The organism is Flavobacterium sp., from assembly GCF_025352425.1.
Lineage (GTDB): Bacteria > Bacteroidota > Bacteroidia > Flavobacteriales > Flavobacteriaceae > Flavobacterium.
On record NZ_JANXTI010000091.1, the window covers coordinates 1 to 17,105 of the forward strand.

At 33.7% G+C, this 17,105-nt stretch carries 17 protein-coding genes; 10 read left to right on the forward strand and 7 right to left on the reverse strand.

The window, feature by feature from the left end; genetic code table 11:
* The 8 genes from Q0Q99_RS11330 to Q0Q99_RS11365 all read left to right on the forward strand — a co-directional run.
* Positions 1-385 (forward strand): glycosyltransferase family 2 protein (locus Q0Q99_RS11330; protein WP_367175042.1); only part of this gene is annotated, 385 nt, incomplete at its 5' end.
* 2 nt (positions 386-387) lie between these two features.
* Positions 388-1,380: a glycosyltransferase family 2 protein gene (locus Q0Q99_RS11335; protein WP_293895896.1), complete on the forward strand. Its 993-nt coding sequence runs from the start codon at positions 388-390 to the stop codon at positions 1,378-1,380.
* 6 nt (positions 1,381-1,386) lie between these two features.
* Entirely contained in the window at positions 1,387-2,202 is an 816-nt protein-coding gene (locus Q0Q99_RS11340) for a bifunctional 2-polyprenyl-6-hydroxyphenol methylase/3-demethylubiquinol 3-O-methyltransferase UbiG (protein WP_293895899.1), read from the forward strand.
* Between the two features lie 4 nt (positions 2,203-2,206).
* Complete coding sequence (locus Q0Q99_RS11345; RefSeq protein ID WP_293895902.1) at positions 2,207-3,325, forward strand: glycosyltransferase; 1,119 nt, start codon at positions 2,207-2,209, stop codon at positions 3,323-3,325.
* Complete coding sequence (locus Q0Q99_RS11350) at positions 3,322-4,395, forward strand: glycosyltransferase (protein ID WP_293895905.1); 1,074 nt, start codon at positions 3,322-3,324, stop codon at positions 4,393-4,395. Before Q0Q99_RS11345 ends, Q0Q99_RS11350 begins: the two co-directional genes overlap by 4 nt.
* A gap of 2 nt (positions 4,396-4,397) precedes the next feature.
* The gene (locus Q0Q99_RS11355; protein WP_367175043.1) at positions 4,398-5,738 is read left to right on the forward strand and encodes an O-antigen ligase family protein; all 1,341 of its coding nucleotides are present in this window, start codon (positions 4,398-4,400) and stop codon (positions 5,736-5,738) included.
* Positions 5,710-6,720, forward strand: a complete 1,011-nt coding sequence (locus tag Q0Q99_RS11360; protein WP_293895908.1) for a glycosyltransferase family 4 protein — start codon at positions 5,710-5,712, stop codon at positions 6,718-6,720. Before Q0Q99_RS11355 ends, Q0Q99_RS11360 begins: the two co-directional genes overlap by 29 nt.
* Positions 6,721-6,764: 44 nt before the next feature.
* Positions 6,765-8,159, forward strand: a complete 1,395-nt coding sequence (locus tag Q0Q99_RS11365) for an exopolysaccharide biosynthesis polyprenyl glycosylphosphotransferase (RefSeq protein ID WP_293895911.1) — start codon at positions 6,765-6,767, stop codon at positions 8,157-8,159.
* On the opposite strand, the gene Q0Q99_RS11370 is transcribed toward Q0Q99_RS11365, so the two are convergent.
* Together Q0Q99_RS11370 and Q0Q99_RS11375 are read right to left on the reverse strand one after the other, a co-directional pair.
* Positions 8,139-9,278 (reverse strand): DUF4105 domain-containing protein, encoded by a 1,140-nt coding sequence (locus Q0Q99_RS11370; protein ID WP_293895914.1) that lies wholly within the window; start codon positions 9,276-9,278, stop codon positions 8,139-8,141. The genes Q0Q99_RS11365 and Q0Q99_RS11370 overlap by 21 nt on opposite strands.
* 15 nt (positions 9,279-9,293) lie before the next feature.
* Positions 9,294-10,280, reverse strand: a complete 987-nt coding sequence (locus Q0Q99_RS11375; protein WP_293895969.1) for a PorV/PorQ family protein — start codon at positions 10,278-10,280, stop codon at positions 9,294-9,296.
* 195 nt (positions 10,281-10,475) lie between these two features.
* Here Q0Q99_RS11375 and Q0Q99_RS11380 point away from each other — a divergent pair, with 195 nt between their 5' ends.
* Positions 10,476-11,189, forward strand: coding sequence for a CDP-alcohol phosphatidyltransferase family protein (locus Q0Q99_RS11380; protein ID WP_293895917.1), 714 nt, complete (start codon positions 10,476-10,478; stop codon positions 11,187-11,189).
* A gap of 419 nt (positions 11,190-11,608) precedes the next feature.
* Here the strand turns inward: Q0Q99_RS11380 and lptB are convergent, their stop codons facing one another.
* From lptB to Q0Q99_RS11400, 4 genes are all read right to left on the reverse strand, one after another.
* Positions 11,609-12,352, reverse strand: a complete 744-nt coding sequence (lptB, locus tag Q0Q99_RS11385) for an LPS export ABC transporter ATP-binding protein (RefSeq protein ID WP_293895920.1) — start codon at positions 12,350-12,352, stop codon at positions 11,609-11,611.
* Between the two features lie 70 nt (positions 12,353-12,422).
* On the reverse strand, positions 12,423-12,767 hold the full coding sequence (locus Q0Q99_RS11390) for a carboxymuconolactone decarboxylase family protein (RefSeq protein ID WP_293895923.1): 345 nt from the start codon (positions 12,765-12,767) through the stop codon (positions 12,423-12,425).
* Entirely contained in the window at positions 12,751-13,578 is an 828-nt protein-coding gene (tatC, locus tag Q0Q99_RS11395; protein WP_293895926.1) for a twin-arginine translocase subunit TatC, read from the reverse strand. The genes Q0Q99_RS11390 and tatC overlap by 17 nt, the downstream gene beginning before the upstream one ends.
* On the reverse strand, positions 13,578-14,543 hold the full coding sequence (locus Q0Q99_RS11400) for a KpsF/GutQ family sugar-phosphate isomerase (protein ID WP_293895929.1): 966 nt from the start codon (positions 14,541-14,543) through the stop codon (positions 13,578-13,580). Before Q0Q99_RS11400 ends, tatC begins: the two co-directional genes overlap by 1 nt.
* An 86-nt stretch (positions 14,544-14,629) precedes the next feature.
* On the opposite strand from Q0Q99_RS11400, the gene Q0Q99_RS11405 reads away from it, so the two are divergent.
* On the forward strand, positions 14,630-16,825 hold the full coding sequence (locus Q0Q99_RS11405; RefSeq protein ID WP_293895931.1) for a RecQ family ATP-dependent DNA helicase: 2,196 nt from the start codon (positions 14,630-14,632) through the stop codon (positions 16,823-16,825).
* A gap of 22 nt (positions 16,826-16,847) precedes the next feature.
* Here Q0Q99_RS11405 and Q0Q99_RS11410 read toward each other — a convergent pair whose 3' ends face one another.
* Positions 16,848-17,087, reverse strand: coding sequence for a hypothetical protein (locus Q0Q99_RS11410; protein WP_293895933.1), 240 nt, complete (start codon positions 17,085-17,087; stop codon positions 16,848-16,850).
* Positions 17,088-17,105 lie beyond the last annotated feature (18 nt).

Genomic DNA, 17,105 nt, shown 5'->3' on the forward strand with positions numbered 1-17,105 from the left:
TTTTAAAGGATTGAAATTCAATACGGCTTACGAATTTGGTTTTGGTGAAGACAATGATTTTGGCATGCAATTACGAAATAGGGGATTTGATATTTTGTTTATTTCGACCTCAAGAATTTTGCATTTAAAAGCACCAACTGGAGGTTTCAGAACTAAGCCGGTCGTGAAATGGCAAGAAGATTCCATTCAGCCAAAACCGTCACCAACCGTAATGTTATTCCGGTTGTTGTATGATACGAAAGAGCAATTACTAAGCTATAAAGTCATCTTATTTTTTAAGAATTTGAACAAGAACTTTATTTTTAATCCAATCAAATACATGAAATTATTTAGAAAAAAGTGGAATAGAAGTATTTTTTGGGCTAGTGAATTAAACAAGCAATAATTATGAATTTTACTCTGATAGTTTGCACCTATATGCGTCCTCTTCCGTTGCTGAATTTATTAAATTCGGTGAAAGTGCAAACGCTATACCCAAATGATATTCTGATTATTGATGGTTCTACAAATAATGAAACAAAAGCAATTTTAGAACAAAATTCTTTTCCAGATTTGAGTTACTTTCTTGTTGCAAAAGAAGACAGAGGTTTGACAAAACAAAGAAACTTTGGTGTTTCAAAAGTATCAAATGATTCAGAAGTTGTGTGTTTTTTAGATGATGATACGATTTTGGAACCCACTTATTTTGAAGAGATTTTAAGAACATACAACATTTTTCCTGATGCTCTTGGAGTTGGAGGATATATTAATAACGAAACCAAATGGGAAAAAGCAGCAGTTGATTATAAACCAACAATTTATGATTTTGCTTATGATGGATGGAAAAAAAAAGATGGAAGTCGGTTTGTTTTAAGAAAAAGATTTGGGTTGGACAGCGATACAAAACCAGGATTTTTACCTGAATTTTCAAATGGAAGAAGTATTAGCTTTTTACCACCGTCGGGGAAAATATATGAAGTGGAGCAATTAATGGGTGGTGTTTCTTCTTTTAAAAAGTCAGTGTTTGAGAGTTTCAGGTTTTCGACTTATTTTGAAGGTTATGGTCTATATGAAGATGCTGATTTCACACTTCGATTATCAAAAACCGGAAAATTATATGTCAATACAAACGCTCAATTAGGACATTTTCATGATCAGTCGGGAAGACCTAATAAATATCAATATGGAAAAATGGTAGTTAGAAATGGTTGGTATGTATGGAGAGTAAAACACCCAAATCCTTCTTTGAAAGCCAAATTTAAATGGAATGCAATAGTGTTATTGTTGACATTTATAAGATTTAGCAATATCTTTACAACAAACAAAAGATTGGAAGCATTTACTGAATTTACAGGAAGAACAGTAGGTTGGTTTTCATTACTCATTAACAAACCGCTTTAAATAAAGATGAATACACAAGAAGAAATTATAGAAATCAATAAAAAGCAAGTTGAATTCTATAATCATAAAAGTGACAAAAAGAATTTGCCAACCAAAATTTGGTATTATTTTAGAGAAAAAACACTAAAAAAAATACGAAAAGATATTGGTGTTTTAAATGAGTCTTATGACATACATAAAACGTGGTTTGGGGATTTATCAAATAAGAAAGTATTGGATTTAGGATGTTTTGCTGGTAATTACTGGAGTATGTACTTAGCTGAACACAGCAAAAAATATATAGCATTAGATTTGAGTGATGTCGCTATTGAAAAGTTAGCTGATAGAATAAAGCCATATCCTAATGCGGAGGCAATTGCAACTGATTTTCTTTCAGAAGAATTTGTCGAAAAAGATTTTGACATAATTTATGCTTATGGTGTTTTGCATCATTTTCAAAATCCGGATGTGTTGATTGCCAAACTTAATGAAAAATTGGCTCCGGATGGCGTAATTATAAGCTATGATCCATTGGAAACCAGTTTACCGATAAAAATAATGCGTGTATTATATCGTCCGTTTCAATCTGATAAAGATTGGGAATGGCCATTTACTAAAAAAACCTATTTTAAATTTGCTAAAACCTTCAATATAGTGGAACGTCATGGACTTTTAGGTCAGGCCAAATGGTATTTCATCATGAATTTTGTGCCATTTATGTCAGATCAAAAAAGACAAAATATAGGTAAAAATTGGCATAAAAAGGATTGGAATTTGTCGGCAACATCAGACAATCATTTGTTTAAATGCATGCATTTGACAATGTTAATGAAAAAAAAATAAATAGATGAAATTTGCCATAATAACTCATGTGATTCATGGTAAAGAATTGGGAAACTATTTTGCTTATGAACCTTATGTCCGTGAAATGAACTTATGGATGAAGGACGTTTCCGAAGTTTTAATCGTTGCACCCCTACACTCTGCTTTAAAAACCCCAATCCAAGAGTTTTATCAACACCAACAAATAACTTTTGTACCAATTGCTAATTTTGACATTTCGAGTTTTAAAAGCGTTTTACATTCTTTGATGGTTATGCCAAGTATAGTTTGGAAAATATACCAAACTATGAAAGGTGCTGACCATATTCATTTGCGTTGTCCCGGAAATATTGGATTATTAGGTTGTTTGGTTCAAATTCTTTTTCCTTCTAAATCCAAAACAGCCAAGTATGCAGGAAACTGGGACCCAAATGAAAAGCAACCCTTAAGTTATCGTTTGCAAAAATGGTTTTTGAGTAATACATTTTTAACCAAAAACATGCAGGTTTTGGTTTATGGCGAATGGGAAAACAGTTCTAAAAACATCAAACCTTTTTTTACGGCAAGTTATTTTGAAAAAGATAAGATTGAAGTAAAGCCAAGGAAATTAACCGGTAAAATTTCATTTCTTTTTGTGGGAACACTTGCCAATGGAAAGCAACCTTTATATGCCATCCAATTAATTGAACAATTAATGAAGAAAGGTAATAATGTTCAGTTAACTCTATATGGCGAAGGAAGTGAAAGAGCGATGCTTGAAAATTACATTTCGGAAAATAAATTAGAGAACATCATTTTTCTTAAAGGCAATCAAAATCAGGAAATTATTAAAACTGCTTACTGTGAAAATCATTTTGTAGTTTTGCCATCATTGAGCGAAGGTTGGCCAAAAGTAGTAGCCGAGGGGATGTTTTGGGGTTGTTTGCCAGTAGCATCAAGGGTTTCTTGCGTTCCAAATATGCTTGAAAATGGTCAAAGAGGGTTATTGCTCGATTTAATGTTAAACGAGGATGCCGAAAAAATCGAATCAATTCTAAACGATAATAGTTTGTATCAGGATAAAGTAAATAAGGCAATTAAATGGTCAATACAGTTTACTATGGATGTTTTTGAAGATGAAATTAAATTGCTGTTAAAATCATGAGAATAGTTCAAATTATAGACTCATTAGAAATCGGTGGTGCTGAAAAAATGGCAATCAATTATGCTAATGCACTTTCCGGGGTTATTGATTTTTCAGGTCTGGTTGCCACGAGAGATGAAGGAAAGTTAAAAAATCAATTAAGTAATAAAGTTTCTTATCTTTTTCTGAAGAAAAAATCTACGTTTGATTTAGGTGCTGTGCTCAGATTGAAAAAGTATTGTAAAAAAAACAAAGTTAAATATCTTCAACCACATAGTAGTTCTTATTTAACTGCAGTATTGGTTAAATTTATTTATCCAAAAGTTAAGATTATTTGGCATGACCATAATGGTTTGAGTGAATTTTTAAGTATTGAAAAATCATTCGCCATAAAAATTGCCTCCTTATTTTTTGATGGAATCATTGTGGTAAATAATAAGCTTAAAACTTGGGCAGAAAAAGAATTGTATTGTAAAAAAGTGATTTATTTACCTAACTTTACAACTATTGATAATCCTGAAAAGGCCGAAACCATTTTAAACGGACAATCGGGAAAACGGATTCTTTGCCTAGCTAATTTGCGAGAGCAAAAGGATCATTTTTTGTTATTGAAAATTGCTGAAAAATTGAAGCATTCTTATCCGGATTGGACATTTCATTTGGTAGGAAAAGATTTTAAAGACGATTATTCAAAACAAATAAAGGCAACAGTAATCAATAAAAATTTGGAGCAAAATGTTTTTGTTTATGGGTCTAAAAATGACATCAAAAATATTTTAAACCAATCAGATATAGCGATATTAACTTCTAAATCAGAAGGCTTGCCAATTGCTTTAATCGAGTATGGACTTTCCAAAAAACCTGTGATTTCTACTAATGTTGGCGAAATTCCCTTAATTGTTAAGGATGGTGTCGACGGATTTATTGTCAATGTGAATGATGTCGATTTATTTTACCAAAAGTTATTGAAACTTATTACAGTAAAAGATTTGCGCGTTCAAATGGGTAATTCGTTGTGCCAAACGATTACTGGAAACCATTCAGAAAAAGGTGTTGTTACTAACTATTTGAATTGGATTTTTAGCCTATAAAAGTGAAAGAAAGCAAATATATTATTTTGATTATTTTGCATGTTTTAATAGGTGTGTTAATATACCTGTTTAGACCTCTGTCTATTTTGTACGCTAGTAGTATTCCAATAATTGGTCTATATTATATTGTAAAAAAACAAAATAAAAACAATGAGGTCTTGTTTGTTTCTGCATATATAGTAGGAAGTGAGGTTCTTTTAAGAATGACAGGCGGTAATTTACTTTACGAATCCGCAAAATATGGTGTCATGATTTTTTTAGCTTTGGGAATGTATTATAATGGATTTTCAAAAAACGCTATACCATTTTGGATTTATATACTGTTGCTGCTACCAGGTGTGTTCGTAGCAACAGAAACATTGAATTTGCAAACCGATCTCCGAAAGGCAATTGCCTTTAACATTTCAGGTCCAGTCTGTCTTGGTATTGCATCAATATATTGCTATAATCGCAAAATATTAATGTCTCAGCTTAATAATATTTTATTAACATTGGCATTACCAATTTTTTCAACTGCAATTTATTTGATCTTATACACTCCGGATTTAAAAGATATATTGACTGGAACAGATTCTAATCTAGAAACATCAGGCGGATTTGGTCCCAATCAGGTATCTACAATATTAGGTATTGGAATGTTTGTTTTTTTTGCAAGATTACTTTTAGTATCAAAAACAAAGTTATTATTTATTATTAATTTAATCATTCTTTTTAATATTACATACAGAGGATTTGTAACATTTTCCAGAGGAGGAATGATGACGGGCTTTGTAATGATTATATTATTGTTACTATATGTATATACAAATATTAATAGTCACAAAAGGTATAAATTAATAAGTTTTTTTGGTTTCATGGCCGTTGCTTTAATATTTACTTGGATTTATACATCTAATCAAACAGGGGGATTAATTGATAAACGATATGCAAATCAAGATGCAGCCGGGAGAGTAAAGCAAAGTAATTTATCAGGGAGAGAAGAAATATGGGATAGTGAGATAGCTGATTTTCTTGATCATCCGGTTTTTGGTGTAGGCGTTGGAAAAGCATTAGAAATCAGAGAAGTAGAATCACGCGGATTAATTATAGCATCTCACAGCGAAATTTCAAGAACAATTGCAGAACATGGCTTGATGGGTATATTAGCTTTATTAATAGTCCTTTTTACTCCGTTTTTTTTATATTTAGATAATAAACAGAATATTTATATGTTTTCTCTATTATTATTTTGGTTACTTACAATTAATCATGCTGCAATGCGGATTGCTGCACCAGCTTTTGTATATTCGTTATCACTATTAAAAGTATATATGGATGAAGAGCCTTCTTTACATAGGGAATAAATTATCCGACCATGGCTACACTTCAACTTCTATTGAAACATTAGGAACGTTTTTGGAAGGAGAAGGTTTTCATGTATATTATGCTTCTTCCAAAAAAAATAAAGTCCTGAGGATGCTGGAGATGATAGTTAAGACAATCAAATATAGCAAAAACGTTGATTATGTCCTGATTGATACTTACAGCACTAAGAACTTTTGGTACGCACTTGTTATTTCACAACTATGTCGAATTTTAAACCTAAAATACATTCCTAACCTTCATGGAGGAAATCTGCCAAATAGAATTTTGCGAAGTAGGTTTTTTTCAAGGTTAATTTTTAACAATGCTTATATAAATATTGCGCCGTCTTATTATTTGTTTGAAGCTTTTAAAAAAAATGGTTATACCAATTTAAAATATATCCCTAGTACTATTGAAACGCAGTTGTATACAACTCCGTCAAAAGAATTTAAAGCACCTAAAATACTATGGGTAAGGTCGTTTGCTAAAATTTATAATCCATTAATGGCGGTGAAAGTATTCATTAAAATAAAAGAAATTTTCCCGGAGGCCAAAATTTCCATGGTTGGTCCTAAAAAAGATGAAAGTCATATAAAGACTTTAAAATATGTCAAAAAAAATAATGTTGAAGTTGTTTTTACAGGTAAATTATCAAAAAAGGAATGGATTAAATTATCAAAAGAATATAATGTCTTTATAAATACGACCCATTTTGATAACACCCCTATAAGTGTTATTGAAGCGCTGGCATTGGGTTTGCCCGTTGTATCAACAAATGTTGGTGGGATTCCTTATTTATTGGAACATAATGTGAATGCACTTTTAGTAAATGACGATGATATTACCGAAATGACAAACCAGATTAACCGACTTTTTACAGAGCCAAATCTAGCGCAAAATTTAGCGGAAAAAGGGAAAGAATCAATTAAAATTTTTGATTGGGAATTAGTTAAAAAGCAATGGATTGAATTATTAATTTAAAGGGTAATTTTAGTAACTTGCGGCTTCATTCTTTTATCCATAAAATGAATAAATACAAGGATATACACTTCGAAGTTTCTGAACGAAAAATTCTTTTACGAATTTTTGATGTTATTACCGTGTTACTTTCTTTGTATATAGTTGGAAAAGTTTTAAATTTCAATTATTTCAATATTTCACAAACAAATTTTTATTGGACAATTGTTTTAGGAATTTATCTGAATTTTATCGGATCCGTTTTTGAAATGTATAATCTGCAAGTCGCCAGTAACCAATTTCAAATTATAAAAAGTATAATCCTTACTTCATCCATAACGGTTTTGTTGTATTTATTAACGCCTGTTTATACTCCGGCCCTTCCTTCTAACCGTCTTCAGATACTCATTTTTTACATCGCTATTTTTGCCGCATTGTTTATCTGGAGAATGATTTATGTGCGTTTTTTTGCTTCGAATAGGTTTTCAAAAAAAGTAATTCTCATTTGTGATAAAGAACAGCTTAAAGAACTGGTTTATGCGCTCGAAAGCGCTGATCCTCATTATCGTGTCCTAGGATTTGTTAATTCGGATAGCGCTAACACTAAAGCTAATGATAACCTAAAAATAAAGAACATCGACATTGATAATTTAGAAGAATTTGTCAAAAAAAATTCAATTTCTGAAGTTGTAATAGCCTCCCAAAAAACGGATGGGATAACTGTCAATCTTTATAACCAATTGATTCATTTATTAGAAAATGGATATATAATTAGAGAATATACTCAGGTTTATGAAAATTTGACGCAACGAATTCCGGTGCAATATGTATCACGAGATTTCTACCGTTATTTCCCATTCAGCAGAAGTAATCAAAATCATTTTTACTTGATGATGGTAAGGTTTTTCGAAGTTGGTTTTTCAATAATTGGTTTACTTTCAGGAATTATTATTCTGCCATTGATATTGATTGGAAATCTTATGGGAAACCGCGGAAAATTGCTTTACACACAAGAAAGAGTAGGGAAGAACGGAAAGGTTTTTAACATAGTTAAATTTAGGACTATGGTTAAAAATGCTGAAAAAGGAGGAGCCGTTTTTGCAACAACAAACGATAGTAGAATAACGCATTTTGGTAAGATTTTAAGAAAATCACGAATGGATGAATTACCACAATTCATCAATATTCTAAAAGGTGATATGGCTGTAATCGGGCCAAGACCAGAACGTCCGATTTTTGTAAATGAAATTGCCGAAAAAATGCCATTCTATGAAACCCGTCACGTTATTAAACCAGGGTTAACGGGTTGGGCGCAAGTAAATTATTCTTATGGCGAAACTATTGATGATAGCTTAATTAAACTCCAATATGATTTATATTATATCAAACACCGAAGCCTTTTTCTCGATGTTAATATAATATTTAAAACGCTTAGTACGGTTTTACTTTATCGGGGGCAATAGTTTTCTTTTACTTTTTCTTAAAAAATAAAACAGCAAAATTCCCGAACAAATAATCATTGGCAGGAACATTCCGATATTCGGTTTGTTTACCAAAATAATGACAAGCAATGCGAGCATGAGCAGACTGAACTGGGCTATTCTTTGCACCCAGATGAATTTTTTTGTAAAAAAACAAAAAATCAATACAAGCAATAAAGGGTTGAAAAGTAAAACATTGTAATTATAAGCCACTTCTTCATGAAAAGAGTAAATTCCAACCAAGGATAAGAAAATTCCAAGCAGGCCAATTATAGCAAAGTAACTAAGATAAATCCATATTTTTCGACTTATTACAATCAATAAAAAAATCAAACAGAAACTGTAATAGTTATTCCAGAGAGACTTTTCCGGTGCTTGCGGGGTTGCTTTCAAAATAGTTCGCGGCTGTTCAGCAATCGGTTTTCCATTGAATTTTGCAACCTTAAGGCTTTCCATAAATTGATTCGGCAAAAACAACTTTTTCCCATCTTCATCAACTTTTTCCCCAAACATAATATTGATTCCCAGGTTTTCATAAAAATGATTTTTTACATATGGGAATAGGATTTGTCGGTAAGTTTTACCCTTTTCAGTAGTTTTTACAATGCAGTTTTGTCCTAATGTCTGATTAATTTTATCAACAACCATATTGGTGCAATTCCTGTGTATAAACCTATAGGTATAATACTTTTCATCGGTAAGCAGACTTTTATTCAATGCGTCAAAAAGTTGCTGTTTTTGAGCTGTAGTCAGGTTTAACCTTTGCTCATAGATAGAACGGTTTTCAATCGTATATTCATAAAAAAACTCATTGTATGGATTGGCTGTCACAAAATATTTCAAATCGCCTTTAATGAACTTCAAATAAAAATTTTCAGTAGCAAAATCAAATGTGCCATAATTATAAACTACATCTAAATCATTGGAGGCATCCTGAATCCGGATAGCAGTATGACCAAAAATAGAATAGAGTTCATTTCCTTCTTCACAAGTTAGGATACTAATTTTGGCATTCTTATCTAACGGTATTTGCGCAAAAACCAAACTGTTAGCTAGAACGGAAAACAGTAATAGAAAAATGAAAAACTTATTATTAAACATCTATTTCTTTAAATTTTATCTAAAAATACTCAAATCTACCTTTACTGAGAAAATATTTGAATATAAAGCGGCACTTTGGTCACCTAAATCGGTTAAAGCATAATCTACTTGGATGCCTTTGTATTTAAATCCCAGACCAATATTAGGCTGGAAGCTTACTTTTTTTGAGCCATCAAGTTGCTCTACATTTTGAAAATTCCCAACCCCGGCACGAAGAAAAACCAAGTCGGTGTAACCAAATTCAAATCCCAATGCGGGATCAATGCTAAAGGCACTCGTAGAAATGATGTCATTTGTCTGGGCAAATTGCATGTTTAAATTAACTGCAGCAAGCAAGGAATAATCAGAGTGGAAATCAATTCTTTTTGAGATACCAATTTGTGCTTTTGGAAAAGTAATCTCGGTGCTTTCGGGCGGTTCCTGATTTTGTCCGGCTACTGCATCCTTTATTTCATTGTATTTATCTTCATCAATAGCCCAAACGTTGTAAGTAGTCGTAATATCGCGAAGCATTATTCCATAATGCCAATCATTGTTTTCATACTGCAATCCGAAATCAAAACCAAATCCCCATGAACTGGCAAAGTCGCCAATAACCCGGCGAATAACTTTGGCATTTACTCCATATTGCAATCCTTCAATTAATGTTGGACGCCTTGCATAGGAAAACGTTAAGCCATAATCCGCAGTGGAGAAAAGGCTGATTCTGTTGTAGTCAATATTTCCTTGGCTATCAATAAGCTGTGTCGTATTTAAGATGTCATCCACTCCGAAACGAATTAATGAAATTCCCCAGGCGCTTTTGTCATCTATCTTTTTGGCATAAGCCGCATAATCATATTGGGCAATATTAGCAAAATAACTTGCATGCATCAGCGAAGCTTCACTGTCTTCAATTTTCAATAAACCAGATGGATTCCAGTATCCCGAATTTACATCGCCTGTAGAAGCTGTTACTGCATTCGACATTCCCAAAGCAGCAGCGTCAACACCAATATTCATAAATTCATTGGAATATTTTCTAACGCTTTGTGCATGAGTGGTTATGCTAAATAAAAGCAGTAGAATAGCAATTGTTTTTTTCAAGGCAACTTTTCTTTTTACAAATATCAAATAAAAAACTCTAATATAAAACGTAGAAAGGGTTAACTTATTGTATTAGATTTGTATTTCTTTTTTAATGCTAACTTATTTTGTATGAATATTAAAGCCCAGATTCCCAACTTATTCACGATGTTAAATCTGCTTAGTGGTTGTGTGGCTTTGGTGATGGCAATGGATTTAAACTTTGATTTGGCTTTTTATTTTGTATGCCTTGGAATTTTCTTCGATTTCTTTGATGGTTTTTTTGCCCGAAAATTCAAAGTTGCAGGACCGTTAGGAGTCCAATTAGACTCTTTGGCAGATATGGTGACAAGTGGCGTTGTACCTGGTTTTGTGATGTTATGTTTATTGTCGAATAAAAACTATTCTTCGTTTCATTATTTACCTTACTTAGGTTTTATTATAACGCTGGGTGCCTGCTATCGTTTGGCTAAGTTTAATATTGATATAAGACAATCAGATTCTTTCATTGGTCTGCCAACTCCGGCAAATGCGCTGCTCATAACAAGTTTGCCCTTAGTAATTTCTAATTATCATGATACTGTTATTACAGCATATTTATCAAATCAATGGGTTTTAATTGGGATAACACTCTTAAGCGCCTATATCATGAATGCCGAAATCCCGTTGTTTTCCCTAAAGATTAAAGATTTCAGTTTTGCCAAATACAAACTGCAGATTTTCTTTTTGGCTATATCCGTTTTAATGTTGATTTTCCTTCAGATACTGGCGGTCCCGTTGATAATTATCTTGTATGTTTTACTATCCGTTTTGGATAATACCTTTAAGATTACTTCCAAACAATAAAACTAAATCCTTAAAATATTTCATCTAACTACTGTACCCGGCTATGTTTTGAAATTTTCAGGGCAGGTTACTGCAGCAACCAGCTGTGTTTTAAAGTTTTTAGAGCAGGTTACAGCAGTAACCAACTGTGTTTTAAAGTTTTTAGGGCAGGTTACAGCAGTAACCATCTGTGTTTTAAAAATTTAAGGGTAGGGTTACGATTTGCTTAAAATCATATAGAGTATAAATCCAAAAAAAAGGAGAATGATTACTAGAAATAGATAAGTTCCTGAATTGGCATAACGGTTATTCCGTAATCAGGATTCGACTTTTCAACAAACACCCTTTTGTCTTTTTTTATTAAAATATAAATTACCCAATTTCCAAATTCTTTGGGTCATTATGCCAAGTTTCTAAAAGTTCTTTACTAGGAGTTTCCATTATTTGAAATCTAATTTCTTTTTACGCAATTCGAAGTTTTGCCCTAGGTACACTCTTCTCACCATTTCGTCCTCTACAAGTTCTTCCGGAATTCCCGCTTTCAGGATTCCGCCTTCAAACATAAGGTATGTTTTATCGGTAATTGCTAATGTTTCCTGAACGTTGTGATCTGTAATTAAGATGCCGATGTTCTTGTTCTTTAATTGTGCTACAATACGCTGAATATCTTCTACAGCAACAGGGTCAACGCCTGCAAAAGGTTCGTCAAGTAAAATAAATTTTGGGTCAGTTGCCAATGCTCTTGCGATTTCGGTTCTTCTTCTTTCACCTCCGGATAGCAAATCACCACGATTGGTTCTGATATGTTCCAAACTAAACTCAGCAATCAAACTTTCCATTTTGGCAACCTGCTCTTGTTTGGTGAGCTTGGTTAATTGCAGAACACTCAAAATATTATCTTCAATACTCAGCTTTCTAAAAACAGAAGCTTCCTGTGCCAAATAGCCAATGCCGTTTTGTGCGCGCTTGTACATTGGAAACTCGGTGATATCCATATCATCCAGATAAATGTTACCGGAATTTGGTTTAACCAAACCCACAATCATATAGAATGAAGTCGTTTTTCCGGCACCATTCGGGCCTAAAAGCCCAACGATTTCACCTTGGTTTACTTCCACAGAAATGCCTTTAACAACGCTTCTGCCTTTATAGGTCTTGACTAAATTTTCGGCTCTCAACTTCATAATAGACTTCTTAGATTTTTAGACAAATAAACGAATAACCAAATAACCAAATTAACTCTTTAACAATTATTTATTTTTCATCCAAAGCTTCCCAAAACTCATACGCTTTTCTCAAGTGGGGAATCACTATTGTCCCACCCACTAAAGTCGCAACGCCCATAGCTTCCATCATTTCTCCCTTGGTAATTCCCAGTTTATAGCTGGTTTCCAAATGGTATTTGACGCAGTCATCACATCGTAAAACTGTGGATGCCACGAGGCCAAGAAGCTCTTTTGTCTTAACATCCAATGCGCCCTCAGCATATGCATTGGTATCAAGATTGAAAATCCGTTTTACAATCTTATTATTATCTGCCAATAATTTCCCATTCATCCTTGAACGGTACTCGTTAAAATCGTCAACTAATTTGCTCATTTCTTTTCTTATTTTTTTCCACCACTGAAGATATCCAAATGCAACCCTCATAAATTAACATCATTGGAACTGCCACGGTAATTTGGCTTACAACATCGGGCGGCGTCACAATTGCAGCAATAATTAATATGATTACAATCCCCCATTTTCTGTATTTTCTTAAAAAGGCTGGGCCTACCAATCCTAGTTTTGTCAGGAAGTAAATGATTATTGGCAGCTCAAAATATAATCCACTTGCGATAACCGCGGTTTTAACCATGCTGACATAGGAATCTATACTAAATTGGTTTTTCACTATGCTGCTGATAGAGAATGTTGCCAGGAAATTTACAGACATGGGAACAATTACAAAATAACCAAAAAGAACGCCCAGAAAGAATAGAATTGAAGATATGGAAATAAAAAGTTTTGCACCTTTTTTTTCTTTTTCGTGTAAAGCAGGACTAATAAATTTCCATAATTGCCATAGAATGTATGGGAAAGCTAAGATAAATCCCGTTGTGATACAAATCCAGACAAAAATGTTTACCTGGCCTTCCATTTCAGTATTTTGGATGATGAAATTTAGTTCGGTAATACAAATACTATCTGCAAAACCAACATAATGTGAAGCCTCGCAAAAGAACCGATAGGTTATAAAACTTGGATCCGTTGGCCCAAAAATTATTTCACTAAAGATATAATCTGCAAAGAAGTAGGATACAACAGCCATGATAATCACTGCCGCAGCACTTCTAACCAATACCCATCTTAATTCCTCAAGATGGTCTAAAAAAGACATTTCGCCTTCGGGTTTTCGGTTTTTTGCCATTATACAATTCCTTCTTTTAAAATGTCATGCAAATGAAGTACGCCTTTATAGTTGCCGTTATCAACGACGACTAATTGTGTAATTGAAAAGTCTTCAAGAATATTCAAAGCATCGCTAACCATATCGGTTGATTTTATAGTTTTTGGATTTATAGTCATAATCTCTTGCGCTGTAAGTCCTGAAATGTTTTCGGTTTTATTTAGCATCCTTCTGATATCGCCATCAGTTATAATTCCGATGACTTTTTCATTTTCAATAACTGCTGTTACCCCTAATCGTTTTTCAGAAATTTCGACAATTACATTTTTGATAGTGGAGTCAGGCGTCACCACCGGTTTATGTGTAGTATCAAGCATATCCCCAACACGTAGTAAAAGTTTTTTTCCCAAAGCACCTCCAGGATGATATTTAGCAAAATCCTCGGCTGTAAAATTTTTCATTTCCATCAAACATACCGCAATGGCATCGCCCATAACCAATTGGGCCGTGGTACTATTTGTGGGTGCCAGATTAATTGGACAGGCTTCACTCTCAACATAGGTATTTAAAACATAATTGGCTTCTTTTCCTAAAAAGGAAGTTGTGTTTCCGGTAATAGCAATCAGCTTGTTTCCAAAACGCTTTAACAACGGAACCAAAACCTTAATCTCTGGACTGTTGCCACTTTTTGAAATACAGATAACAACATCGCCAGGTTGCACCATACCTAAATCGCCATGAATGGCTTCAGAAGCATGAAGGAAAAGAGAAGGAGTTCCGGTAGAGTTTAAAGTCGCCACAATCTTTTGGGCTATGATAGCACTTTTGCCAATTCCCGTAACAACTAAACGACCATTTGAGTTGTAAATGACTTCAACAGTTTTGACAAAATTGTCGTCTAAATAGGCAACCAAATTAGAAATTGATTGACTTTCAGACAAAATTGTCTTTTTTGCCGAAGCCAAAATGGAGTCTTTATTTATCAAAATTGTACCAATATAAAATTTGTATGTATAAAAGAAAGTCTTATCTTTATGTTTGCAAATTTATGTAAAAATACCATTAACATAGAATGAATTTAAACGAAATTGACATTCACAAAGAATTAAAAAAATATTTTGGTTTTAACCAATTTAAAGGATTGCAAGAACAAGTTATAAAAAGTATTATTACCCAAAATAATACTTTTGTTATAATGCCTACAGGTGGAGGCAAGTCATTATGTTATCAGTTGCCCGCTTTGATTCAGGAAGGAACCGCTATTGTGGTTTCACCGCTTATTGCCTTAATGAAAAATCAAGTTGATGCTATTCGAAGCTTGTCTTCAGAAAATGGTATTGCCCATGTATTGAATTCGTCTCTAACCAAAACAGAAATAAACCAGGTTAAAAAAGATATTACTTCAGGAATTACTAAATTATTGTATGTAGCTCCTGAATCATTAACCAAGGAAGAATATGTTGAGTTTCTTCAAAAGGTAACAATCTCTTTTGTTGCGATAGACGAAGCGCACTGCATTTCAGAATGGGGACACGATTTCAGGCCTGAATATCGAAATCTGAAAGCTATCATCAAACTAATCGGTGACGTTCCAGTTATTGGTTTAACCGCAACGGCTACACCAAAAGTACAGGAAGATATTCTTAAGAATCTTGATATGTCAGATGCAGTCACTTTTAAGGCGTCTTTTAATCGGCCGAATTTATTTTATGAAGTACGCACCAAAACAAAAAACATAGAATCTGATATCATTCGCTTTATTAAACAGCATAAAGGAAAATCAGGAATTATATATTGTTTAAGCCGCAAGAAAGTTGAAGAAATCGCTGGGGTTTTACAAGTTAACGGAATTTCTGCCGTTCCCTATCATGCAGGTTTAGATGCCAAAACCCGAGCTAAACACCAAGACATGTTTCTTATGGAAGATGTTGATGTCGTAGTAGCCACCATCGCATTTGGAATGGGAATTGATAAACCGGATGTTCGTTTTGTAATTCATCATGATATTCCGAAATCGTTAGAAAGTTATTACCAGGAAACGGGCCGTGGCGGTCGGGATGGTGGAGAAGGACACTGCCTTGCTTACTATTCCTATAAAGATGTTGAAAAGTTAGAAAAGTTCATGTCGGGAAAACCGGTCGCGGAACAGGAAATTGGATTTGCTTTGCTGCAAGAGGTTGTTGCTTATGCAGAAACTTCAATGTCACGCCGTAAATTTTTATTGCATTATTTTGGAGAAGAATTTGACAGCGAAACGGGTGATGGTGCCGATATGGATGATAATGTTCGTAATCCAAAAACAAAAATCGAAGCCCAAGACCAAGTTAAACTGCTTATAGAAACGGTTCGGGATACCAAATATTTATACAAATCAAAAGAAATTTGCTTTACACTTATCGGAAGGGTTAATGCCATGATTAAAGCGTATAGAACCGATTCTCAAACTTTTTTTGGAAAGGGAAGCAAATTTGAAGAACGCTATTGGATGGCATTGATTAGACAGGTGTTAGTTGATGGACTTTTAACGAAAGATATTGAAACCTACGGAATTTTAAAGGTTTCAGACAAAGGTCATGAATTCATCAAAAATCCAACTTCATTCATGATGTCCGAAGACCATGAATATAATGAAGCAGAAGACGATGCAATAGTTACGGCATCAAAAGTTGGCGGAACTGCCGATGAAGCGTTGATGGGAATGCTACGAGAGTTGCGTAAAAAAGTAGCCAAGAAATTAGGCGTTCCTCCATTTGTGGTTTTCCAGGATCCTTCGTTGGAAGATATGGCGCTGAAATATCCAATTTCCATTGATGAACTTACAAATAGACACGGCGTTGGAGAAGGAAAAGCTAAGAAATATGGAAATGAGTTTATCGAACTTATCGCGCGGTATGTTGAAGACAATGATATCGTTCGTCCGGACGATTTAGTTGTAAAATCTACGGGAGTAAATTCGGCTAATAAGTTATATATAATTCAAAATATTGACAGAAAATTATCGCTTGAAGATATTGCTAAAGCCAAAGGTTTTACGATGGATAACCTGCTCAAGGAAATGGAGCAAATAGTTTATTCCGGAACCAAATTAAATATCAGTTACTGGGTTAATGAAATCCTCGACGAGGACCAACAGGAAGAAATTCACGACTACTTTATGGACTCTGAATCCGATAAAATTGAAGATGCGTTAAAGGAGTTCGATGGCGACTATGATATCGAGGAATTACGCCTTATGCGGATAAAATTTATAAGCGAAGTAGCTAATTAAGGAGAAGTGGGAACTTCTCTTTTCATTCTGTATATAATTCTCCTCTATGTGGTTTCAGTGCATCACGAATCTGAATCATGAATTCATCAGTTACCACCATAAAAGCTATTGCATGCATCTCATTTTTGATTTCAAAACCTGTAATATGCAACGGCAGTTTCTCACGGATAATGTATTCCTTCAAATGAAGTTCATGATGCTCAGCGGTTTTTGCTGAAGCTTCTCCACGAAAATCCCAAATTAATTTTATTTGTCTTGGCATTTATTTTATTGGTTGTTA

Excerpts from the sequence above, each read along its gene's own strand:
- Q0Q99_RS11335 (WP_293895896.1), top strand. The coding sequence starts at position 388 with ATGAATTTTACTCTGATAGTTTGCACCTATATGCGTCCTCTTCCGTTG.
- Q0Q99_RS11340 (WP_293895899.1), top strand. The coding sequence starts at position 1,387 with ATGAATACACAAGAAGAAATTATAGAAATCAATAAAAAGCAAGTTGAA.
- Q0Q99_RS11345 (WP_293895902.1), top strand. The coding sequence starts at position 2,207 with ATGAAATTTGCCATAATAACTCATGTGATTCATGGTAAAGAATTGGGA.
- Q0Q99_RS11350 (WP_293895905.1), top strand. The coding sequence starts at position 3,322 with ATGAGAATAGTTCAAATTATAGACTCATTAGAAATCGGTGGTGCTGAA.
- Q0Q99_RS11360 (WP_293895908.1), top strand. The coding sequence starts at position 5,710 with ATGAAGAGCCTTCTTTACATAGGGAATAAATTATCCGACCATGGCTAC.
- Q0Q99_RS11365 (WP_293895911.1), top strand. The coding sequence starts at position 6,765 with ATGAATAAATACAAGGATATACACTTCGAAGTTTCTGAACGAAAAATT.
- Q0Q99_RS11370 (WP_293895914.1), bottom strand. The coding sequence starts at position 9,278 with ATGTTTAATAATAAGTTTTTCATTTTTCTATTACTGTTTTCCGTTCTA.
- Q0Q99_RS11375 (WP_293895969.1), bottom strand. The coding sequence starts at position 10,280 with ATGAATATTGGTGTTGACGCTGCTGCTTTGGGAATGTCGAATGCAGTA.
- Q0Q99_RS11380 (WP_293895917.1), top strand. The coding sequence starts at position 10,476 with ATGAATATTAAAGCCCAGATTCCCAACTTATTCACGATGTTAAATCTG.
- lptB (WP_293895920.1), bottom strand. The coding sequence starts at position 12,352 with ATGAAGTTGAGAGCCGAAAATTTAGTCAAGACCTATAAAGGCAGAAGC.
- Q0Q99_RS11390 (WP_293895923.1), bottom strand. The coding sequence starts at position 12,767 with ATGAGCAAATTAGTTGACGATTTTAACGAGTACCGTTCAAGGATGAAT.
- tatC (WP_293895926.1), bottom strand. The coding sequence starts at position 13,578 with ATGGCAAAAAACCGAAAACCCGAAGGCGAAATGTCTTTTTTAGACCAT.
- Q0Q99_RS11405 (WP_293895931.1), top strand. The coding sequence starts at position 14,630 with ATGAATTTAAACGAAATTGACATTCACAAAGAATTAAAAAAATATTTT.
- Q0Q99_RS11410 (WP_293895933.1), bottom strand. The coding sequence starts at position 17,087 with ATGCCAAGACAAATAAAATTAATTTGGGATTTTCGTGGAGAAGCTTCA.